The organism is Collimonas arenae, from assembly GCF_001584165.1.
GTDB classification, from domain to species: domain Bacteria; phylum Pseudomonadota; class Gammaproteobacteria; order Burkholderiales; family Burkholderiaceae_D; genus Collimonas; species Collimonas arenae.
In genome coordinates, this window is sequence record NZ_CP013233.1 from 1,511,149 (window position 1) to 1,533,515 (window position 22,367).

16 protein-coding genes, 3 tRNA genes and 4 pseudogenes are annotated in these 22,367 nt (G+C 56.5%); 19 read left to right on the forward strand and 4 right to left on the reverse strand.

Annotation, left to right across the window (positions count from 1 at the left end; all coding sequences use genetic code 11):
* Positions 1-47: 47 nt before the first annotated feature.
* The 19 genes and pseudogenes from CAter10_RS07175 to CAter10_RS07265 all read left to right on the forward strand — a co-directional run bounded on the left by CAter10_RS07175 (position 48) and on the right by CAter10_RS07265 (position 16,632).
* Positions 48-680 carry a sigma-E factor negative regulatory protein gene (locus CAter10_RS07175; protein ID WP_061532877.1) on the forward strand — a complete coding sequence of 211 codons (633 nt, stop codon included), beginning with the start codon at positions 48-50 and terminating at the stop codon, positions 678-680.
* 153 nt (positions 681-833) lie between these two features.
* Positions 834-1,700: a MucB/RseB C-terminal domain-containing protein gene (locus CAter10_RS07180; RefSeq protein WP_236905507.1), complete on the forward strand. Its 867-nt coding sequence runs from the start codon at positions 834-836 to the stop codon at positions 1,698-1,700.
* 12 nt (positions 1,701-1,712) lie between these two features.
* Entirely contained in the window at positions 1,713-3,209 is a 1,497-nt protein-coding gene (locus CAter10_RS07185; RefSeq protein ID WP_061532878.1) for a DegQ family serine endoprotease, read from the forward strand.
* Positions 3,210-3,291: 82 nt separating this feature from the next.
* Positions 3,292-3,564: a glutaredoxin family protein gene (locus tag CAter10_RS07190; RefSeq protein ID WP_061535215.1), complete on the forward strand. Its 273-nt coding sequence runs from the start codon at positions 3,292-3,294 to the stop codon at positions 3,562-3,564.
* Between the two features lie 499 nt (positions 3,565-4,063).
* A pseudogene (gene lepA / locus CAter10_RS07195) lies at positions 4,064-5,856 on the forward strand (translation elongation factor 4).
* Positions 5,853-6,760, forward strand: a pseudogene (lepB, locus tag CAter10_RS07200) (signal peptidase I); the annotation flags it as partial. The pseudogenes lepA and lepB, both read left to right, overlap by 4 nt.
* A gap of 133 nt (positions 6,761-6,893) precedes the next feature.
* Complete coding sequence (locus CAter10_RS07205) at positions 6,894-7,160, forward strand: DUF4845 domain-containing protein (protein WP_335340201.1); 267 nt, start codon at positions 6,894-6,896, stop codon at positions 7,158-7,160.
* 42 nt (positions 7,161-7,202) lie between these two features.
* Positions 7,203-8,153 carry a ribonuclease III gene (rnc, locus tag CAter10_RS07210; protein WP_061535216.1) on the forward strand — a complete coding sequence of 317 codons (951 nt, stop codon included), beginning with the start codon at positions 7,203-7,205 and terminating at the stop codon, positions 8,151-8,153.
* The gene (gene era / locus CAter10_RS07215; RefSeq protein ID WP_061532880.1) at positions 8,150-9,076 is read left to right on the forward strand and encodes a GTPase Era; all 927 of its coding nucleotides are present in this window, start codon (positions 8,150-8,152) and stop codon (positions 9,074-9,076) included. Before rnc ends, era begins: the two co-directional genes overlap by 4 nt.
* Positions 9,077-9,202: 126 nt before the next feature.
* Entirely contained in the window at positions 9,203-9,964 is a 762-nt protein-coding gene (gene recO, locus CAter10_RS07220) for a DNA repair protein RecO (RefSeq protein ID WP_061532881.1), read from the forward strand.
* A 72-nt stretch (positions 9,965-10,036) separates the two neighbouring features.
* A pseudogene (locus CAter10_RS07225) lies at positions 10,037-11,250 on the forward strand (benzoate/H(+) symporter BenE family transporter).
* A gap of 49 nt (positions 11,251-11,299) precedes the next feature.
* Positions 11,300-12,055, forward strand: a complete 756-nt coding sequence (gene pdxJ, locus CAter10_RS07230; RefSeq protein ID WP_061532882.1) for a pyridoxine 5'-phosphate synthase — start codon at positions 11,300-11,302, stop codon at positions 12,053-12,055.
* Positions 12,056-12,070: 15 nt separating this feature from the next.
* Complete coding sequence (gene acpS, locus CAter10_RS07235; protein WP_061532883.1) at positions 12,071-12,463, forward strand: holo-ACP synthase; 393 nt, start codon at positions 12,071-12,073, stop codon at positions 12,461-12,463.
* A complete protein-coding gene (gene nagZ / locus CAter10_RS07240; RefSeq protein ID WP_061532884.1) occupies positions 12,460-13,524 on the forward strand; it encodes a beta-N-acetylhexosaminidase in 1,065 nt (354 codons plus the stop codon). The genes acpS and nagZ overlap by 4 nt, the downstream gene beginning before the upstream one ends.
* A 19-nt stretch (positions 13,525-13,543) precedes the next feature.
* Entirely contained in the window at positions 13,544-15,412 is a 1,869-nt protein-coding gene (gene uvrC, locus CAter10_RS07245; RefSeq protein WP_061532885.1) for an excinuclease ABC subunit UvrC, read from the forward strand.
* 129 nt (positions 15,413-15,541) lie between these two features.
* Positions 15,542-16,144: a CDP-diacylglycerol--glycerol-3-phosphate 3-phosphatidyltransferase gene (gene pgsA / locus CAter10_RS07250; RefSeq protein WP_061532886.1), complete on the forward strand. Its 603-nt coding sequence runs from the start codon at positions 15,542-15,544 to the stop codon at positions 16,142-16,144.
* A 130-nt stretch (positions 16,145-16,274) separates the two neighbouring features.
* Positions 16,275-16,350: transfer RNA gene (locus CAter10_RS07255), tRNA-Gly, on the forward strand.
* 122 nt (positions 16,351-16,472) lie between these two features.
* A tRNA-Cys gene (locus tag CAter10_RS07260) sits at positions 16,473-16,546 on the forward strand.
* 10 nt (positions 16,547-16,556) lie between these two features.
* Positions 16,557-16,632 (forward strand) — tRNA-Gly (locus tag CAter10_RS07265).
* A 599-nt stretch (positions 16,633-17,231) separates the two neighbouring features.
* Here the strand turns inward: CAter10_RS07265 and CAter10_RS07270 are convergent.
* From CAter10_RS07270 to ureG, 4 genes and pseudogenes are all read right to left on the reverse strand, one after another.
* Positions 17,232-19,466, reverse strand: coding sequence for an NADP-dependent isocitrate dehydrogenase (locus CAter10_RS07270; RefSeq protein ID WP_061532887.1), 2,235 nt, complete (start codon positions 19,464-19,466; stop codon positions 17,232-17,234).
* 483 nt (positions 19,467-19,949) lie between these two features.
* On the reverse strand, positions 19,950-20,822 hold the full coding sequence (locus CAter10_RS07275; RefSeq protein WP_061532888.1) for a pirin family protein: 873 nt from the start codon (positions 20,820-20,822) through the stop codon (positions 19,950-19,952).
* Between the two features lie 174 nt (positions 20,823-20,996).
* On the reverse strand, positions 20,997-21,599 hold the full coding sequence (locus CAter10_RS07280; protein ID WP_061532889.1) for a HupE/UreJ family protein: 603 nt from the start codon (positions 21,597-21,599) through the stop codon (positions 20,997-20,999).
* 106 nt (positions 21,600-21,705) lie between these two features.
* Positions 21,706-22,334, reverse strand: a pseudogene (ureG, locus tag CAter10_RS07285) (urease accessory protein UreG).
* Positions 22,335-22,367: the final 33 nt, after the last annotated feature.

Sequence of the window (22,367 nt, forward strand, 5' to 3'; positions counted from 1 at the left end):
GGTTTTTCGGGAACGAAGGGGTTGGCCAGGTTTTAACTAGGTGACTTATGAATACCAAAGAAATGACCCAAGAGCAGATTTCTGCCTTGGCTGACGGGGAGTTATCCAATGCCTACGTGGATATGGCGTTGGCGGCTTTGCGTCAAACGGAAGGCCGCGATACATGGGACGTATACCACCAGATTGGTGATATCTTGCGCTCCGATGATATGGCGTTGACAATGAGCTCCGATTTTTCCGCCCGTATGGCGGCGCGGCTCGATGCGGAACCTGTCTATATTGCCGCGCCTCTGGCCGCTGCTGCTGCTGCTGCTCCTCAGCACGAATCCGAGCAGATTGCGATCGGCGGCGGCCAGCCTGTTCGTTTCGGCAGTACTCGTACCCGACGTACGATCAAGCGCTTTGCATTGCCGGGGATGGCTGCTGCGGCAGTAGCCGCTGCGGCGTTCATCATCTCGCCGCAAATCATGGTGGCTAACAGCCCGTCGCCGGCGGCTGTAGCGACGCCGCAACTGGCATTGGCATCGGCAAGCGATGTACATGCCGCGCATGCCGGCGAAGTGCTGCGTGATCCGCGGATGGATGAATATCTGTTGGCACACCAGCGTTTCTCTCCTTCTTTATACAGCGCTGCGCAATATGCGCGTTCCGCTACATTTGCACCTGATGCTGATAAATAATATGCGGCAGACACAGGTCTTGCTTCGGGTTGTCATCCTTTTGTCGACATGTATCATGCTTTCCGCGTATGCGGAAGGCACCGATACAGCGAAAGTCACCGACAAACAGGAGGCACAGGCCCTGTTAAAAAAATCCAGTCGGCAGCGCAGAAGTTGAATTATTCCGGCACCTTCATTTACCAGCAGTCGAACCAGATTCGGACTTCGCGCATTACCCATGTGCTTGAAGGTCGGAATGAGATAGAAAAGCTCGAAATCCTGGACGGACAGCCGCGCGAATATATTCGTCGTAATGAGGATGTCACCTGCTATATTCCGGAAACTAAAACCAAGCTGGTCGAGAAGCGCGTCACGCAAGATGCATTTCCAGCCATTCTGGCGGCGCTACCGGCGGATCTGACTGATTACTACGACGTGAAAATGGGCGAGACCGGGCGTGTTGCCGGGTTCGATTGCCAGGCTGTTCTGTTAGAGCCAAAAGACAATATGCGCTATGGCTACAAGCTGTGGGCAGAAAAAAATACCGGGTTGCTGTTGCGTGCGCAGACGTTGAATGGCAAGAATGAGATCGTCGAGCAGATTTCCTTTACGCAGATCGGCATCGGTAACGTTGATCACAATCATTTGAAGTCGAGTTTCGGCAATACCAATGGCTGGCATGTCGAAAGCAGTGTGATGAACCCGGCTAACTTGAACGAGTGGACGGTGACCGGCATGCCGGTCGGGTTCAAAAAGGTGCGTGAGCTCAAGCGCATGGTGACCGATGCGCCAGCTTCGAATAATGCAGTTAGCCAGGTGACGCGACGTGAAGTGTCGCAGCTGGTCTTTTCCGACGGACTGGCCGCGATTTCAATATTTATTGAGCCGGGCAGTCAAAGTCGCACTGAAGGCTCCTTGCAGCAGGGAGCGTTGAATATCGTGGGCAAGCGTCAGGGCGACTATTGGCTGACGATTGTCGGTGAGGTGCCATCGGCCGCGATCAGGCAAGTGGCGAATTCGATTGAACTCAAAAACAAATAAAACTCCATGACTATGAAGATGTTACGTTCTGCTCGTTACGTTTTATCTGCAATGGTTGTCGGCGCGACAGCCACTTTTTTTGTTCCTGCGATGGTTGGCGTCGGTCCTGTAGCGGTGGCTGCGCCGTTGTCGGGTTTGCCTGACTTTACCGAGATCGTTGAAAAAACCGGTCCTGCTGTCGTTAATATCCGCACCACCGAAAGAGTGAAGTCTGGTTCTTCGCAAGGTGATGCGGATGATCCAAGCGACGCGGAGATGCAGGAGTTTTTCCGGCGTTTCTTCGGTGTTCCTATTCCGGGAAAGCCAAGCCCGCAAGCGCCAAGTCCGCGCGGACGCAAGGGTGATCCGAAGCAGCAGGAAGAAGTGCCGCGTGGCGTCGGTTCCGGTTTTGTCATTTCGGCAGACGGTTACGTGATGACCAACGCCCATGTGATCGATGGTGCCAGCGATGTCTACGTGACGCTGACGGACAAGCGGGAGTTCAAGGCCAAGGTCATCGGCGCAGATACGCGTACCGATGTTGCGCTGTTGAAGATCGATGGCAAGAGTCTGCCGCTTTTGGTCATGGGCGATTCTGACAAGATCAAGGTCGGCGAGTGGGTGCTGGCGATCGGTTCGCCGTTCGGTCTGGAAAATACCGTGACGGCAGGGATTGTCTCGGCAAAAGCGCGCGATACCGGCGATTACCTGCCTCTGATCCAAACTGATGTTGCGGTTAATCCTGGCAACTCCGGTGGCCCGCTGATCAATTTGCGCGGTGAAGTGGTGGGTATCAATTCCCAGATCTACAGCCGTTCAGGCGGCTTCATGGGCATCTCGTTTGCGGTGCCTATCGATGAGGCGATGCGCGTTTCCGAGCAGTTGAAAACATCCGGCAAGGTAACGCGTGGCCGTATCGGCGTGCAAATCGGCGAGGTGACCAAGGATGTGGCTGAATCGCTCGGTTTGCCGAAAGCTGAGGGTGCGCTGGTTGCTCGGGTTGAACCGGATGGCCCTGCTGCGAAGGCCGGGTTGCAGGCTGGCGATATCATCCTGAAGTTCAATGGTACGGCAATTGACAAGGCGAGCGATTTGCCGCGTCTGGTCGGCAATACCAAGCCTGGCGTGCGTGGCACACTCACTGTGTGGCGCAAGGGTAGCAACCGCGATTTCTCGGTGACGATTGCCGAGCTCGCTGCAGACAAGGTGGCGACTAATTCGGATGAGGACAAGAAGCCGAAGAAGGAGCAAGTGGCAAATGCGCTGGGATTGATTGTTAGCGATTTGAGTGATGCGAGAAAGAAAGAGCTCGGCATCGATGGCGGTATCCAAGTTGATTCGGCCGAAGGCAGCGCCGCGCGGGTCGGTTTGCTTCCCGGCGACGTGATCCAGCGTTTGAACAACACCGATATCAAGGATGCCAAGCAATTCAACGCGCTGGTAGCCAAGCTGGAGCCGAAGAAGATGGCGGTGCTGCTGGTGCGTCGTGGCGAGTCCTCACAATTCGTGCCGTTGCGTCCAGCTAACTGATATAGGTAAATTGCTTTGCCCGGAGCTGCAGATCGTCGAGGTCTGCAGCTCTTTATTTTGCTTGCTTCCAAAAGGAATGTTGATGCCGAAGCCGCACTTTATTTTGTATGGTCGTTCGTATTGCCATCTTTGTGACGACATGCTGCAGGCGTTGCTGGCTTTGCGAGGGCCGGATGAGCATAGTGTGGATTGGTTTACCGTCGATGTCATCGATGTCGATGGGGATACCGAGCTGGTCGCCCGTTACGACGAACTGGTGCCGGTACTGGTCGGTTGTGCGGATGACCAGCCGCAGTTGCAACTTTGTCATTATTTCCTTGATGTGGAGCAGGTAAGGGGGTTTTTGGCGGGTTAAGCCAATTGTTGCTGCTCAGGCTCGGTGATCGGAATGGGTATGGGCGTGCCAATTATTCTGGAGGCATCAAAGTGACTGCATATTTTGCATACTCCTGCGAAAGTTATGAAAAAAGCCTGTCGTATCCCTGCTTTCAATGGCTTTGTTGCATACATGGTGGAGTATGCAGATAACTTGCTTTGCTTGCTATACTGTTGAGGAAAATCCCGAGGCCTTTGATTTGTCGGTTTTCCCACCTGAAATCCGGTAAAATGGCGGCACTGAATAACCTGTCATAAAAGGCGCTCGCCTGGGACACAGGTGCAGTGTTTCGTACTTTCCGGCATATAACAGTTCGTCTTTTTGCCCCATACGGCGTTGCGCATCCTTTCGATAGTTCACTATCGCTCAGGTGCGTACCCAGTCTGGAACAAAAAACCATCCTTTTATTTGCGCCAACAAGTACAAGGCACCGCACTGGGCCCGGCTCAGAGCGCTTTTTTTGTAATCGCGTCTGTCAATGAACAACATCCGTAATTTCTCCATCATCGCCCACATCGACCACGGTAAATCCACCCTGGCGGATCGTATCATCCAGTCTTGCGGCGGCTTGTCCGACCGCGAGATGGAGGCGCAGGTACTCGACTCGATGGATATCGAGCGCGAGCGTGGCATCACCATCAAGGCCCAGACCGCAGCCCTGACGTACAAGGCGATGGATGGCCAGATCTACAATCTGAACCTGATCGATACCCCTGGCCACGTTGACTTCAGCTACGAAGTCAGCCGTTCGTTGTCAGCCTGCGAGGGTGCGCTGCTGGTGGTTGATGCCTCGCAAGGGGTGGAAGCACAGACCGTCGCCAACTGCTATACCGCGCTCGATCTCGGTGTGGAAGTGGTGCCGGTGCTGAACAAGATCGACCTGCCTTCCGCCGATCCGGACAGCGCGATTGCCGAAATCGAAGATGTCATCGGTATCGACGCCCACGACGCGGTGCATTGCTCGGCCAAGACTGGCCTTGGTGTACGCGAAGTGCTGGAGTCGCTGATCGTCAAGGTGCCGCCACCGAAGGGCGATCCGAATGCGCCTCTGCAAGCGCTGATCGTCGATTCCTGGTTCGATAACTACGTCGGCGTCGTCATGCTGGTGCGCATCAAGAACGGTACGTTGCGTCCAAAGGACAAGATTTTGCTGATGGCCACCGGCTCCCAGCATTTGACGGAAAGCGTCGGCGTGTTTACGCCTAAATCGCAATCGCGCGAATCGCTGTCGGCTGGTCAGGTGGGCTTCATCATCGCCGGTATCAAGGAGTTGAAGGCTGCCAAGGTGGGTGACACGGTGACGCTGGCGTCCAAGCCTGCGGCAGAAGCCTTGCCCGGCTTTAAGGAAGTGCAGCCGCAGGTGTTTGCCGGCCTGTTCCCGGTCGAAGCAAATCAATACGATGCGCTGCGCGACTCGCTGGAAAAACTCAAGCTGAACGACGCTGCCCTGCAGTACGAACCTGAAGTATCGCAGGCGTTGGGTTTCGGCTTCCGCTGCGGCTTCCTCGGTTTGTTGCACATGGAAATCGTCCAGGAACGTCTCGAGCGCGAGTTCGACATGGACCTGATCACGACTGCGCCTACCGTCATTTATGAAGTTGTGAAGCGCGACGGCACCGTCATGCTGGTCGACAATCCATCGAAGATGCCGGATCCGTCGAATATCGAGGAAGTGCGCGAACCTATCGTCACGGTCAACCTGTACATGCCGCAAGAGTATGTCGGTTCGGTCATCACGCTCTGTACCCAGAAGCGTGGGCAGCAGGTCGATATGAGCTATCACGGCAAGCAGGTCAAGCTGACCTATGAAATCCCGATGGCCGAAGTGGTGCTGGATTTCTTCGATCGCCTGAAATCGACCTCGCGCGGTTATGCCTCGATGGATTATGAGTTCAAGGAATACCGTTCGGCCGATGTGGTCAAGGTCGACATGCTGATCAACAGTGAAAAGTTGATGCGCTGGCGATCATTGTCCACCGCGCCAACAGCCAGTACCGCGGCCGCGCCGTGGCCGCCAAGATGCGCGAACTGATTCCGCGCCAGATGTTCGACGTTGCCATCCAGGCCGCGATCGGCGCCAATATCATTTCGCGCGAGAACGTCAAGGCGCTACGCAAGAACGTGTTGGCCAAGTGCTACGGCGGCGACATCAGCCGCAAGCGCAAACTGCTGGAGAAACAGAAGGCTGGTAAAAAGCGGATGAAGCAAGTGGGATCTGTCGAGATTCCACAAGAGGCATTCCTGGCAATCTTACAAGTGGATGAAAAATGACATTGCAATCAATCCTGGGAAATTTCGCATTAATTCTGTTTATCCTGACGATCGTTACCGGCGTCATCTGGTTTCTGGACCGTTTCTACCTGAGCAAGCAGCGGCGCGCGAAGGCTACTGCAGCATTGGCCGAGTTCGATGCGCGCAACGCCAAGCTGAGTGCCGAGGTATCAAGCTGGAAGCGAGCGGACGCGCCGCGCTTGAGGCGAACCTGTTGCGCCAGCCAACCTGGGTCGAATACTCAGGCAGCTTCTTCCCAGTTATTGCGACAGTGTTTTTCCTGCGTTCGTTCTTGTATGAGCCGTTCAAAATTCCGTCCAGCTCGATGGTGCCGACGTTGCTGGTAGGTGATCTGATCCTGGTGAATAAATTCACTTATGGGATTCGTCTGCCAATCATCAACAAAAAAGTGATTGAGATGAACAACCCGCAGCGTGGCGACGTGATGGTCTTCAAATATCCGAAGGATATGTCGCTGGACTACATCAAGCGCGTGGTTGGGGTGCCGGGTGATAAAATAACCTACAAAAACAAACGTTTAACGATTAATGGCGAAGCGCTTTCTTATACGCCGTTGCCAGATTACCTGAATGAGGACAGCCTGGATTACTCCCAGCAATTCACGGAAAACCTGTCAAACGTGCAACATACGATTGCGATCCGTAGCGGCAGACCACCGATTGCGCTGGAAGGCGTGATGGATTTTCCTAACAAGGATGCATGCTCTTACAATCCCGAAGGATTTACTTGCACCGTGCCCGCTGGCAATTATTTCATGATGGGCGATAATCGGGATAACAGCGAAGACAGCCGTTACTGGGGCTTCGTGCCGGATCAGAATATTGTCGGAAAGGCATTTTTGGTCTGGATGAATTTGGGCAATTTCAAACGAATTGGCACTTTTTTAAATAAACCAAAGGCGGGAGTCGGGGATGATAAGAATTTCCGGATATACACGGAAGCAACAAGGGATTACGCTATTCGGGTTGATCGTCTGGTTGGCGATCCTCGGGTTCATCGGCGTTGTTGCGGCGAAGGTGACGCCGACGACGATTGAGTATTTCTCGATCAAGAAAGCCATCGCCAGCGCCAGGACGGCCGGTACGACAGTGCAGGAAATCCAGAATGCATTCAATAAGCAGGCCGAGGTAGGCTATATCGATGCGATCGCTGGAAAAGATCTGGACATTACCAAGAACGGCGACGATATCCAGATCAGCTTTGCGTATGAAAAGAAAATCCCGCTGGCTGGACCAGTCAGCCTGTTGATCAATTATGCGGGCAGCACCGCCAAGAACCCTTAAATACCATTGAACGATGACATCAAAGTAAGCGTCGGCGAAAAAATGGACCTCATGTTATTGCAAAATCGGCTAGGCCACACTTTTAAGGATGCTACGTTGCTGCAGCAGGCCTTGACGCACCGCAGCCATAGCACCTTGCATAACGAACGGTTGGAGTTCCTCGGCGATTCGATCCTGAATTGCGTTGTCGCTTCATTGTTGTTCGACCGTTATACCAAGATCGACGAAGGTGACCTGTCGCGCGTGCGCGCCAATCTGGTCAAGCAGCAGTCGCTGTATGAAATCGCGCAGCGGCTGGAGCTGTCGCAGTTCCTGCGCCTGGGCGAGGGCGAATTGAAGTCTGGCGGGTTTCGGCGGCCGTCAATCCTTGCCGATACGCTGGAAGCGCTGTTTGGCGCGATTTTCCTGGATGCCGGCTTCGATGCAGCACGTGACGTGATTCGTGCCCTGTACATTCCGATCCTCGATACCGTCGATCCGAAAACACTCGGCAAGGACGCCAAGACGCTGTTGCAGGAATACCTGCAAGGCAAGAAGATCGCCTTGCCACAATACAATGTTGTGGCTACCCATGGCGCCGCGCACAATCAGGAGTTCGAAATTGAATGCCTGGTGCCGAAACTGGATATCCAGGTGTTCGGCAGTGGTGGCAGCCGTCGCGCCGGCGAGCAGGCTGCGGCCAAACTGGCGCTGGAAGCCGTGCAGAAAGCTTTCGTGAAAGCCCCGGCGACGCCACGCAAGACCAAGCCACGTACCGCGCAATTGAAACTCACCGGGATTGCGACGATCCAGCCGGATGCGCCCGACGCACCGCTTGACGAACCGATTGTTGCCAAGGCAGCCGGATCTGCGAAAACTGCTGGCAGCACGAAAGCTGGCAACGCGGTATCGTTACCATCCGCTGATGTCGCTGCGCCGGCAACTGCCGCAGCCGCGACTTCTGCAACCTCTAATGCAACACCCCTTATTACGAGTAAATCGAAAACCGCATGACAGACTCTACACCCCAGGCATCGACCGAAGCATCGCCGGCAGCTGATTTTCGTTGCGGCTATATCGCGATCGTCGGTCGGCCGAACGTAGGCAAGTCAACCTTGATGAACGAGCTGATTGGCGCCAAGGTCAGCATCACCTCGCGCAAAGCGCAGACTACACGGCACCGGATCACTGGTATTCAGACCGTCGCCGATACGCAATTCGTGTATGTCGATACGCCTGGTTTCCAGACCCGCCATTCGAATGCGCTCAACAAGACGCTTAACCGCACTGTGACCACCACGCTGACTGCGGCCGACGTGATCCTGTATATCATTGAAGCAGGTACCTTCGGCCCGGCCGACCAGCAGGTGATGGATCTGTTGCCGAACAACGTGCCATGCATACTTGTCATCAACAAATCGGACCGGGTCAAGGACAAGGCAGTTTTGCTGCCTTTCGCGCAGAAGATTGCCGCGTTGCGCGATTTCGCAGCGGTAGTGCCGGTATCAGCCAAGCTGCGTTTTCAGCTGGATAATCTGCAGGGCGAGATTCGCAAGCATCTGCCGGCTAATCCGCCGATGTTTGGCGAAGACGACATCACTGACCGCAGCGAAAAATTCCTGGCTGCAGAAATCGTGCGCGAAAAAGTATTCCGTTTTGTCGGCGACGAGTTGCCGTACACCAGCACCGTCCTGATCGAGAAATTTGAGGTCGAAGGCAACTTGCGCCGTGTATTTGCCGCCATCCTGGTGGAGCGCGATACGCACAAATCGATGGTGATCGGCCAGAAGGGCGCACGCCTGAAGGATATCTCGACCCAGGCCCGGCTCGATATGGAGCGTCTGTTCGGCGGTCCGGTGTACCTAGAAATCTGGGTCAAGGTGAAATCCGGCTGGGCCGACAACGAGGCCGGATTACGCGCATACGGCTACGAATAAGCCAATCAGCATGAACGCGATCATCGCCGATGCTATTGCCGGAGAGGCAGCCGAGCCGTCGGCCGGTGTCGCCGTTGAGGTTGAGGAGGCGGCCATCGCTTTTCCGATCCCGATCCTGATCCTGTTATTGTTCCTGCCGCCGCCAGTCCCAGGCGGCGCGCCCGCGCCCCTGAAAAAGATACCCGCGTCACCGCGCAGCCTGGTTTTGTCCTGCATAGCTACCCGCACCGCGAAACCAGCCTGATCATCGACGTCTTCACCCGTGACTACGGCCGCATTGCGCTGGTCGCCAAGGGAGCCAAGCGTCCCTTGTCGAAACTCCGTGGCGTGCTGCAAACCTTCCAGCCATTGTCGCTGAGCTGGAGCGGAAAATCCGAAATCCGTACCTTGATTGCCGCCGAATGGGTTGGTGGCTTGCTGCCGCTGGAGAAGTCGGCGCTGTTGTGCGGCTTTTATCTGAACGAATTGCTGGTCAAGCTAGTGGCGCGCGATGATCCGCACGCAATTTTATTCAATCATTACGTCACGACCCTCAATCAGTTGGCGCATCAGGAGCCTGCGCCGATTGTGCTGCGCCAGTTCGAAAGGGCGTTGCTCAAGCAGACCGGCGTGGCCGGCGATTTCACCATCTGCACCAGCAGCCGCCAGCCGATTGATCCGGCTGAAATGTACGTGGTCGATCCCGAGCGCGGTCCGCGGACGGCGCGCGCCTCCGATTCCTGGCCGCGCGTCAGTGGCAAGACATTGCTGGATATGGAACGCGAAGATTATCGCGATGTTGCCACCCAGGCGCAAAGCAAGGTGCTGATGCGCTTCCTGTTGGCATATCATCTGGGTGGCGCGCCGCTGAACACGCGCCAGATACTGATTGATCTGATGCAGTTGTAGGCTGCGCGATGACTTGAGCTGGTTCTGTCAGTAAATGGAAGCACACAGACAATCAACAACGATGATGCAACGATGAAAAATTTCCCCTGGTCCGGTGTCGCCGCCGGTTTTGTGACGGTACTGGTCGGCATTACAAGTTCAGCGGTCATCGTCTTGCAAGCGGCGTCCGCCGCCGGCGCCACGCCGACGCAAATCAGTTCCTGGATGCTGGCGCTGGGATTGGGAATGGGGCTGACTACCATCGGTTTGTCGTTGCGTTATCGCGCTCCTGTGGTGACTGCCTGGTCCACCCCTGGCGCCGCCTTGCTGGTGACCAGCCTTTCCGGCGTGCCGATGTCGGACGCCATCGGCGCCTTCGTGTTTGCTGGCGCGCTGGTGACCTTGTGCGGCGTCACCGGCTGGTTCGAACGGGCGATGGGCAAGATTCCATTGTCGATTGCGGCCGCCATGCTGGCCGCCATGCTGGCCGGCATCCTGGCGCATTTCGGCATGAACGTGTTTGTCGCGATGGAGCCGCAGTTCGTGATGGTGTTTGCGATGTTCGTCTTCTACCTGCTGTGCAAGCGCTGGTTGCCACGTTACGCCATCATCATTGTGCTGCTGATCGGCACCGCGTTGGCCGCAGTCGAGGGCTTGCTGCACTTCGAGAAGTTCCATTTTGCCTGGGCGCTGCCGGTGTTTACGATGCCGAGCTTTTCCTGGTCGACTACTATTGGCGTCGGCATTCCACTGTTCGTGGTGACGATGGCGTCGCAGAATGCACCAGGAGTGGCGGTGATCAGGGCTTCCGGCTATAGCACGCCGGTATCGCCATTGATGACGTGGACCGGCCTGACCACGGTAGTGCTGGCGCCGTTCGGTTGTTTCTCACTCAACCTGGCGGCGATCACTGCCGCCATTTGCATGGGCAAGGAAGCGCATGAAGACCCGGCCAAGCGCTACTGGGCAGCAGTTGCAGCCGGCGGTTTCTATCTGCTGGTGGGTGTGTTTGGCGCCACGGTTGGCGCCATGTTTGCCGCATTTCCGCAAGAACTTGTGCTGGCGATTGCTGGCCTGGCGCTGTTCGGCACCATCGCCAACAGCCTGACGATCGCGATGGCCAACGACAAACAGCGCGAAGCCGCTCTGATTACATTCCTGGTGACCGCTTCCGGCGTTACGCTGTTCGGCGTCGGCGCCGCATTCTGGGACTGGTGGCAGGCGCTTTGGCGTACTTCGTCCTGAGCTGGAGGCAGGCGCCGGTTGCCGATGCAGGCTCCCAGGCCTTGCCGTTGCGCCAGAATTAGTTCAGGATTTCCTTTCCAATAAAATTTTCACCACTCACCCAATCCTCCGATGAGCTATCTCAATCCAACATCGTCGATTATCGACCTTGGCATCAATATCGATCACGTCGCTACCTTGCGCAATGCACGCGGCACGATTTATCCGGACCCGATACAAGCGGCGCTGCAGGCGGAAGAAGCGGGCGCTGATGCGATCACCTTGCACCTGCGTGAAGATCGTCGCCATATCCGCGATGCCGATGTCGAGGCGATTCGCCCGCTACTGCGCACGCGGATGAATCTGGAGGCCGCGGTAACCCAGGAGATGATCGATTTCTCCTGCAAGATCAAGCCGCATGATTCCTGTCTGGTGCCGGAGCGTCGCCATGAACTGACGACGGAAGGCGGTCTTGACGTGGTCAAGTATTTTTCCGAGGTGCAGGCGGCAGTTCGACAGTTGCAGGCGGAAGGGATACGGGTCAGTCTGTTCATTGATCCGGAAGCCGACCAGATTCAGGCCGCGGCGGAAACTGGTGCGCCGGTGATCGAACTGCATACCGGGCGTTATGCTGAAGCGCACGACGAGGGCGCTCAGCGCGCCGAGCTTGAGCGCGTGCAAGTGGCGGTGCAGGAAGGCGTGCGGCGCGGCCTCAAGGTTAATGCCGGGCATGGCTTGCATTACACCAACGCCCAGGCCATCGCCGCGATTCCAGACATCGCGGAATTGAATATTGGCCACGCCATCGTGGCGCACGCGGTTTTTGTCGGCTGGAAAGCCGCGGTCAGTGAGATGAAGGCGTTGATGGTGAAGGCGCGCCTGGCTTAAAAGAGAGGGCTTGCGATGATCTACGGCATTGGTACTGACATCATCCAGATCCCGCGTATCGAGGCGGCGCTGACGCGTAATGGAGATCGCTTTGCGGGAAAGATACTCGGCCCGCAGGAGATGGAAAAATACCTGCAGCGCAAAGCCAGGGTCGAGGCGCGCGGGATTCGTTTCCTGGCAACACGCTTTGCCGCCAAGGAGGCTTTTTCCAAGGCGCTCGGATTGGGGATGAGGATGCCGATGACCTGGCGTGCGATGCAAACCTTGAATGCGCCCAGCGGCCGGCCTATCGTGGTCGTCAACGAAGCGCTCGAAGAATTTATGAAAAAAAACGGCTTGACCGCCCAGGTATCGATTACCGATGAAGTGGATTACGCGGTCGCCTTCGTCATAGTGGAGAAGTCATGAGTGGTGTTGCAGGTGGCGGTGAGGTTGGTGTGAATACGTTTGGTCCGGTCATGCTGGATGTGGTTGGAACCAGCCTGACGGCGGACGATATCCGCCGCATCCAGCATCCGCTGACCGGCGGTGTGATCCTGTTCACGCGCAACTTCCAGGATCGCGCGCAATTGACGGCGTTGACCGCCGCGATTCATGCCGCGCGTCCAGGTATCCTGATTGCGGTCGATCATGAAGGCGGGCGCGTGCAACGCTTTCGCACCGACGGTTTTACGCGTTTGCCGGCGATGCGCGTACTTGGCCAATATTGGGAACGCGATGTGCTCGGTGCAACCAAGGCGGCGACTGCGCTCGGTTTCGTGCTGGCCAGCGAGCTGCGCGCCTGCGGTGTCGACCTGTCGTTTACGCCGGTGCTGGATCTCGATTTTGGCGGGTCGACGGTAATCGGCGAGCGCGCCTTCCATCGCGATCCGCGTGTCGTTACATTGCTGGCGAAGAGCGTGAACCACGGCCTGGCGCTGGCCGGCATGGCCAACTGTGGCAAGCATTTTCCTGGGCACGGTTACGTCGAGGGCGATTCGCATCATTCGATCCCGGTCGACGAGCGCAGCCTGGAACAGATCATGGAAGAAGATGTGAAGCCGTATGACTGGCTTGGCATGAGCCTGGCGGCGGTGATGCCGGCACATGTGATCTATTCGAAAGTGGACAAGCGCTCGGCGGGTTTCTCCAAGAAATGGCTAACCATCCTGCGCAAGGATATCGGCTTCAACGGCGTCATCTTCAGCGACGACTTGAGCATGGAAGCGGCCAGTTCGGCCGGCGGCGTGCTCGATGGCGCCAAGGCCGCGCTGCAGGCCGGTTGCGACGTGGTGCTGATCTGTAATTCGCCGGACAAGGCTGATCAGCTGCTGGCCGGATTGCGCGTTGCCGCCGATGATCCGCGAGCGGCCGCATCTGCTGCGCGCCTCACCACGCTGTTGCCGCAGTCGTCGGCAATCGATTGGGAAGCGCTGCAGTCCTATGCGCGTTATCAGGCCGCCAAAGCACTGGTGCAGGCATTGCTGTAATGATCAAGAGCACAGACTCATGAGTGACTTAGAGACTCCGGATCCGCGCGCAGTGGTGCTGGATACTGTCGCCAAATTGCCGAACCTGCCAGGTGTGTATCGTTATTTTGATGCTGCCGACAATATCCTGTATGTCGGCAAGGCGCGCGATCTGAAGAAGCGGGTGTCGAGCTATTTCCAGAAGAACCTGGCCAGTCCGCGCACTGCGATGATGGTTGAGCGTATCGCGCGCCTGGAGACCACCGTCACGCGTAGCGAGGCGGAAGCGCTGATCCTGGAAAGCAATCTGATCAAGACGCTGCAGCCGCGCTACAACATCCTGTTCCGCGACGACAAATCCTATCCTTACCTGAAGCTGAGCAACCAGGAATATCCGCGTATGGCCTATTATCGCGGCGCGGTCGACAAGAAGAACCAGTATTTCGGGCCGTTCCCGAATGCCTGGGCGGTCAAGGAGTCGATGCAGATCCTGCAGAAGGTGTTCTTGCTGCGTACTTGCGAAGACAGCGTATTTGCCAATCGTACCCGGCCTTGCTTGCTGCACCAGATCCAGCGTTGCAGCGCGCCGTGCGTCAACCTGATCAGCCAGGACGACTATTTGGTGGATGTCGACAATGCCGCCAAATTCCTGCGCGGCCGGCAAACTGAGGTGCTGAGTACATTGGAGCAGAAGATGCACGCCTATGCCGCCGAACTGAAGTTCGAGCAGGCAGCAGGGGTGCGCAACCAGATCACTGCGCTGTCACGCGTGCTGCACCAGCAGAGCATGGAAACTACCGGCGACAGCGATATCGACATCATTGCGGTGATTGTGCAAGGCGGTCGCGCCTGCGTCAATCTTGCGATGGTGCGCGGCGGCCGTCACCTGGGCGATCGTGCCTACTTTCCTAGTCATGTGGACGGCGCGCTGTCGAGTCCTGAAGAAGTGGCCGGTGAAACTATCGAGCTTGCAGTGCTCAGGGCGTTCCTGGCGCAACACTATGTCGACGCGTTCATTCCCGGCACCCTGATCCTGAATATTGAATTCGACGAACCGGCGCTGATGGTGGCGCTGATGGAGCAATGCGGACATCGCATCAATCTGCTGTTCCAGCCGCAGGGACAGCGTCGCCAATGGCTGGAGATGGCGCACAAGGGCGCCGAGATTTCGCTGGCGCGGCTGCTGTCGGAGCAGGGATCGCAACAGGCCCGCACGCGTGCGCTGGTGGATGTGCTGGCGCTGGAAATCGAGGATATCGACAACCTGCGCGTCGAGTGTTTCGACATCAGCCACACTTCCGGCGAGGCGACCCAGGCTTCCTGCGTGGTGTTCCACCATCACACGATGCAGAATGGCGAGTATCGTCGCTACAACATCAAGGACATCACGCCGGGTGACGATTACGCGGCGATGCGGCAAGTGCTGATGCGGCGTTACGAGAAAGTGGCTAATGGCGACGGCGTGATGCCTGACATCGTGCTGATCGACGGCGGCAAGGGTCAGGTCGAAATGGCGCGCCAGGTGCTGGCGGAGTTAGGGCTGGATATCAGTCTGATCGTCGGCGTCGCCAAAGGGGAAGGGCGCAAGGTGGGGCTGGAGACCCTGATTTTCGCCGATGGCCGCGTCGCGCGAGAGTTGGGCAAGGAATCTGCAGCGCTGATGTTGATTGCGCAGATCCGCGACGAGGCGCACCGCTTTGCCATCACCGGCATGCGCGCCAAGCGCGCAAAGGTCAGGCAGAGCTCGCGCCTGGAGGAGATAGAAGGTATCGGCGCCAAGCGCCGCCAGAAGCTGCTGGCGCGCTTTGGCGGCTTGCGTGGGGTGGCTGATGCCAGCATTGAGGATATCGCGTCGGTCGAAGGAATTTCACGCCAACTGGCGGAGGAAATCTACAGGCAATTGCATTGAACGCGGATTGCTTGCGCTGTCGGGTGTTGCATTCCCGCAGTCCGGTTTTACAGGTTTTGTTTCCCAACTGCGGCATACTGCTAGATAATTAACAGACGGACAGCTAGCTCCTTATCAATAAAACTATTTATGCCATTTAATATTCCGATTTTACTGACCTGGTTGCGGGTTGCATTGATTCCGTTGGTGGTCGGCGTTTTCTATCTTCCGGATATTTTTCCTCATCTCGGGTTTTCGATATTGCAATTGGGCTTGGCATCGACCATCGTATTCATCGTCGCTGCCGTCACTGACTGGTTCGACGGCTTCCTGGCGCGGCGCTGGAATCAGACTTCGGCGTTCGGCGCTTTCCTTGATCCGGTCGCCGACAAGCTGATGGTCGCCGGCGCCTTGCTGGTGCTGGTGCATCTGGGGCGGGTCGATCCAATCATCGCCTTTGTCATCATCGGTCGCGAGATCGCGATCAGTGCCTTGCGTGAGTGGATGGCGCAGATTGGTGCTTCGAAATCGGTGGCGGTCAGCTCTATCGGTAAAATTAAAACTACTGCACAGATGGTGGCGATCCCAATGTTGTTGTATTATGGCGTCCTGTTCGGCATCGATACCCGTTTCTGGGGGCAGGTGCTATTGCTGATTGCTGCAGTATTGACAGTGTGGTCCATGTTTTATTATTTACGTAAAGCGTGGCCGCTGATCAAAGAGAGCACTGCAGTGAAAGAAAGCAACAGGTAGTGAAGTAAAAGTCGGTGTTTTAAAAAATATTTGATGAATAGTTTTTAAAATTATTGACAAAGTCTGTAGAACAACTATAATGTCGTCTCTGTAGTTGATGCAGACAAAGAAGTAACAGCAGCAAAAATATGCGGGAGTAGCTCAGTTGGTAGAGCGCAACCTTGCCAAGGTTGAGGTCGAGAGTTCGAGACTCTTCTCCCGCTCCAGATTCAAAAAAGGAAGCTGGATAAAGCTTCCTTTTTTTATGTGAAGTCAGTAGCTGATCGTGTTGGTTGAAGTTATAGTGCAACCAGTATTGCTTTGATTTTACGGTAGGTATAACACCCCTGGCGGGGTAGCAAAGTGGTTATGCAGCGGCCTGCAAAGCCGTTTACGCCGGTTCGATCCCGACCCCCGCCTCCAGACTCCATACGCGGGAGTAGCTCAGTTGGTAGAGCGCAACCTTGCCAAGGTTGAGGTCGAGAGTTCGAGACTCTTCTCCCGCTCCATATTCCAGGTAAGGAAGATGATTAAATCTTCCTTACCATTTCAGTAAAAAATCCTGCCTTGATTTTCTCCTGATGTGCCGTTGCAGCGTATGCTGCGCGCATGGTTTTTCTGGAGTTTCATCATCAGCGCGACCTCCTTGCGAGGACCGATACAAGAGTTGATTCACCTTTCGCCGGGGCCACTTTCCAGATAGGACTGGGTTTCGGGAGTCTTCTCCTTTATCGGTGGAACTGCGGACATTCGCAGCATTTTCGGGCGCAGCCGTTTCCTTGCGAGGAACCGATACACGAGTAGATTCACCTTTCGCCGGGGCCACTTTCCAGATAGGACTGGGTTCCGGGAGTCTTCTCCTTTATCGGTAAAAGATGCTTTTGTCAGCGGCATCTTTAACACGCTGCAAAATTATTTGGCACCAACATTCAACGACCTGTTCGCTAATGCGAGCGGGTCGTTTTTTTATGCGCGCGAATTTCGTGCGGCCACGTCGACGAATCCGCTTTCACAAATAAAAATGCCGTTCAGTCTGAACTGAACGGCATTGGGTCATGCAGGATTGTTTTCTGCGCATGCTGCGCAGATCCATTTTTTTACATTACGATCAAACGTGCGCGGCGCTCAATGCGGCGTTGAAGGTAGCGCTTGGGCACATGACAGCTTCCATTTTCTTCGGGTCAGGCAGGAAGTAGCCGCCGATGTCGACCGCATGGCCTTGCACATCCTTGAGTTCGGCAGCGATCTTTTGCTCGTTCTCGGTCAAGGTTTTGGCCAGCGGTGCGAAATGGGCTTGCAGTTCCTTGTCTTCGGTTTGTGCCGCCAGCGCTTGCGCCCAGTACAAAGCCAGGTAGAACTGGCTGCCGCGGTTGTCCAGCTCACCGGTGCGTGGCGATGGCGACTGGTTGTTGTCGAGCAGCTTGCCAGTGGCGTCGTCCAGGGTTTTCGCCAGGATCTTGGCCTTGTTGTTGCCGGTCTTGATGCCCATGTCTTCCAGCGATACCGCCAACGCCAGGAACTCGCCCAGCGAATCCCAGCGCAGGTGATTCTCTTCCACCAGTTGCTTGACATGCTTAGGCGCGGAGCCGCCGGCGCCGGTTTCAAACATGCCGCCGCCAGCCATCAGCGGAACGATCGACAGCATCTTGGCGCTGGTGCCCAGTTCCATGATCGGGAACAGGTCAGTCAGGTAGTCGCGCAGGATGTTGCCGGTGACCGAGATGGTGTCCTTGCCGCGGATCACGCGTTCCAGCGTGTAGCGCATGGCGCGTACCTGCGACATGATCTGGATGTCGAGACCGGTGAGGTCGTACTCTTTCAGGTAGGCGCGAACCTTCTTGATCAGTTCTGCTTCGTGCGGACGGTACTCGTCCAGCCAGAAAATCGCCGGCATGCCGGACAGGCGCGCGCGGTTGACGGCCAGCTTGACCCAGTCGCGGATTGGCTCATCCTTGACCTGGCACATGCGCCAGATGTCGCCTTCTTCAACGTTCTGTTCCAGCAGCACGGTGCCGTCGAGCTTGACGATACGGGCCACGCCGTCGGCCGGCACTTCAAAGGTCTTGTCGTGCGAACCGTATTCTTCCGCCTTCTGCGCCATCAGGCCGACGTTCGGCACGGTGCCCATGGTGGTCGGGTCGAAAGCGCCGTTGGTCTTGCAGAAATTGATCATTTCCTGATAGATGCGGGCGAAGGTGCTTTCCGGGATCACCGCTTTGGTGTCCTTCGGACGGCCATCTGCACCCCACATCTTGCCGCCGAGGCGGATCATCGCTGGCATCGACGCGTCGACGATGACGTCGTTCGGTGCGTGCAGGTTGGAGATGCCCTTGGCCGAATCGACCATCGCCAGTTCCGGACGGTGTTCGTGACAAGCGTGCAGATCCTTGATCACTTCATCGCGCTTGGATTCCGGCAGCGTGGCGATTTTTTCATAGACGCTGGAGAGGCCGTTGTTGGCGTTCACGCCCAGTTCTTCGAACAGCTTGCCATGTTTGGCGAAAGCGTCCTTGTAGAAAATCTTCACTGCGTGGCCGAACACGATCGGGTGCGACACCTTCATCATGGTCGCCTTGACGTGCAGCGACAGCATGACGCCGGTTTCGCGCGCATCTTCCATTTGCTCTTCGTAGAAGGCGCACAGTGCCTTCTTGCTCATGAACATGCTGTCGATGATTTCGCCGGCCAGCAGCGATACCTTGTTCTTGAGGACGATGGTTTCACCGGCCTTGGTCACCAGTTCCATGCGGACGTCGCAGGCTTCAGTCAGTGTCATGCATTTTTCGCTGGCGTAGAAATCGCCGCCGTGCATGTGCGATACATGAGTACGCGAAGCAGGGCTCCACTTGGACATCGAGTGCGGGTGCTTGCGCGCGTAGCGCTTCACGGCAGCTGGCGCGCGGCGGTCGGAATTGCCTTCGCGCAGGACCGGATTGACGGCGCTGCCGATGATCTTCGAGTAACGTTTCTGGATCGCCTTGTCCTCTTCCGACTTTGGATCTTCCGGGTAGTCAGGGATGTTGTAGCCGCCGGCCTGCAGTTCGCGGATTGCTGCGATCAGTTGCGGCACTGAGGCGCTGATGTTCGGCAGCTTGATGATGTTAGTGTCGGGCAGTTGGGTCAGACGTCCCAGTTCGGCCAGGTTGTCCGGCACTTTCTGCTCTGGCTTCAGGCTGTCCGAGAATTCGGCAAGAATCCGCGCGGCCACCGAAATGTCGCTCTTGACGACGTCGATCCCTGCCGGTGCAGCGAAAGTCTTGATGATAGGCAGGAAAGAAGCGGTCGCCAGCAGCGGCGCTTCGTCGGTCAGGGTGTAGATGATGGTTGATTTACTTGCGGTCACTGTAACTCTCCTAGCGGTTAATGCGTTGGTTATTGCCGCCACATGATATTGGTGTTTGCTTTCACCAAGCTTAAGGGCGTGTTAATTCAGTTTTAAATCTCGGTTTCAAATCGCAGTTTGCAGAGTGCTAATATTTGAGGGCAATGCGTGTCTGGATGATGCCTATATTCATCCCGAAGGATGAAATTTCATCTCAAAGTATGAAGTTTATTCGTAGTTGGGTTTTCGCGCCAAAAAATGTTAGCGAATAACATGGATTGGCGGTTTTTACGTGGTCGTTGCACCGAAGTGGGGCGTGGCGGCAGGTCGTGGCTTGGCATGGGCTGCCTTCAGGATAATTTTTTGCGGCTTTCGCGATGCTTGCTGGAAATCGTGATCATGAGTAAAAAACAATAATGAAATAAAAAATGCCCGCATTCTTACGGGCATTTTTGGGCAGCTAGCTATGGATCATTCGGCGTCGTCATCGCTGCATGTTATTTTTTATGCTTCCGGCAGCGGTATCCGCTCATCATCGCCGGGTACAGGATCGAAGCGCTCCTCACGCCAATCTGCCTTGGCGGCTTCGATCAGGGCTGGGTCGCTGGCCACGAAATTCCACCAGATGGTGCGCGGTCCATCAATCGGGGCGCCGCCCAAGAGCATGACTTGCGATGCTTCGCTGGCTGCAATCTGCACTGCGACACCTGGCTCCAAGACGGCCAGCACACCCATTTCCAGCACGTTGCCATCGATCGTGACGCTGCCGCTGGCGACATACACGGCTTGCTGTGGATATTCGGCTGCCAGCGTGAATTGCGCGCCGGCATGCATTTCCGCGGCGACGTACAGGGTCGGCGAGTGCACCTTGACCGGAGCTTCCTGGCCGAAGGCGCGTCCGGCAATGATCCGTAACTGATAACCATCGCCGCGGATCAATGGCAGTGTAGACGCGGCATGATGGGCAAACGATGGTTCACATTTTTCATCGGCCAGCGGCAATGCCACCCAGGTCTGGATGCCATGCAGGCGCCAGCCGCTGGCGCGTTTGTCTGCGGGTGTGCGCTCGGCATGAGCGATACCGCGTCCGGCGGTCATCCAGTTGACATCGCCGGGGATGATTTCCTGGTCGTTGCCGAGACTGTCATGATGGCGGATAGCGCCTTCGAACAGGTAGGTAACGGTTGCCAGCCCGATATGCGGGTGCGGACGGACGTCGATGCCGGCGCCGCTGGGGAAGTCCACCGGACCCATGTGATCGAAAAAAAGGAAGGGGCCGACACTTTGGTGACGGCCGGCCGGCAGCACACGGCGTACTACCAGTTCGCCGAGATCGCGGGCGCGGCCTGGAATCCGATATGCAATTGATGTGGTCATGTCATGTCCTGTCTGAAAGCGCAAGCCGGGGTCGATGACGTTATCATATTTTTCACGGCTTGGCTGAGGATAAAAAAAGGCCGTTGATTTTGCTGTCCTGCTGCGAAATCAACGGCCTTCTTGCATGCAATGGCTATCGCAAACCGCGCCAGCCATTGTGGTGCAACTGAATTTTTACAACGCGCCTGACAGCAGATAACCACCGACTGCGGCGATAGCGATACCGCCGATGCGCACCGCTTGCGCCGCCATTTTCTGGCCAGCGATCAGACCGATGCTCAAGCCCAGCAAATGCAACAGCGCGGTGGCCGCAACAAAGCCGGCGCCATACCAGAGAGCCGACGCGCCGTGCGGCAATTCGCTGCCATGTGCATAGCCGTGGAACAGTGCAAATACCGATACCACCGTGGCGCTGGCCCAAACTGGCATGCGAATGGCAAAGGCGATCAACAGGCCGAGTACCGCTACCGACGCGGCAATTCCGGTTTCAACGCCGGGCGCCGCCACGCCGGCGAACGCCAGCAGCGCTCCGACCACCATCATCAACGGAAACGCTAGCGGTAGCACCCAGAGTGCAGGGCGCTTGTTTTGCGCAGCCCACAAACCGACTGCCAGCATCGCCAGCAAGTGATCGATACCCGAGAACGGGTGGGCGAAGCCGTCGTTGAAACCGAAGGCATCCGGATGGCCGGGATGGGCGAAGGCGGAACTGATGCCGAGTATGGCAAGCGCCATCGCACTGGCGCGGCCGCAGGTTTTGGCGGAAGGGAGGGACATGGCAGGGCTCCTTGATTATGATGTTGGGGTTATTCATGAAACGGAAATTGTAGGTAGAACGCAAAATGGGTCCCCGCGTTCGCGTGGACGACGCAGGGCCGATCGGCTATTTGGGCTGATCCAGCAGGCCTTGCTTGCGAATGAAATCGATAACCTGTTCTACGCCATCACCGCTGCGCAGATTGGTAAAGATGAACGGGCGGTCGCCGCGCATTTTTTTTGCGTCATGCGCCATCACGTCAAGATTGGCGCCGACATATGGCGCGAGGTCGGTCTTGTTGATGATCAGCAGGTCGGAACGGGTGATGCCGGGCCGCCCTTGCGCGGGATTTTTTCGCCGCCGGCAACGTCGATCACATAGATGGTCAGGTCCGACAGTTCCGGGCTGAAGGTGGCGGCCAGGTTGTCGCCGCCGGATTCCAGCAGGATCAGATCGAGATTGGGAAAGTCCGCGCTCATGCGCGAGATTGCTTCCAGGTTGATCGATGCGTCTTCGCGGATCGCGGTGTGCGGGCAGCCGCCGGTTTCCACACCCATCAGGCGTTCGGCCGGCAGCGCATCGGCACGCAGCAGGATCTCCATGTCTTCCTTGGTGTAGATGTCGTTGGTGATGACTGCCATGTCGTATTTGTCGCGCATGCCTTTGCATAGCATTTCGCACAGGGCGGTCTTGCCGGAGCCTACCGGGCCGCCGATGCCGACGCGCAGCGGGTTGGATGTCGAGGAAGTGTTCATCATTGGATTCGCTTAAAAATATTGGGGATGATG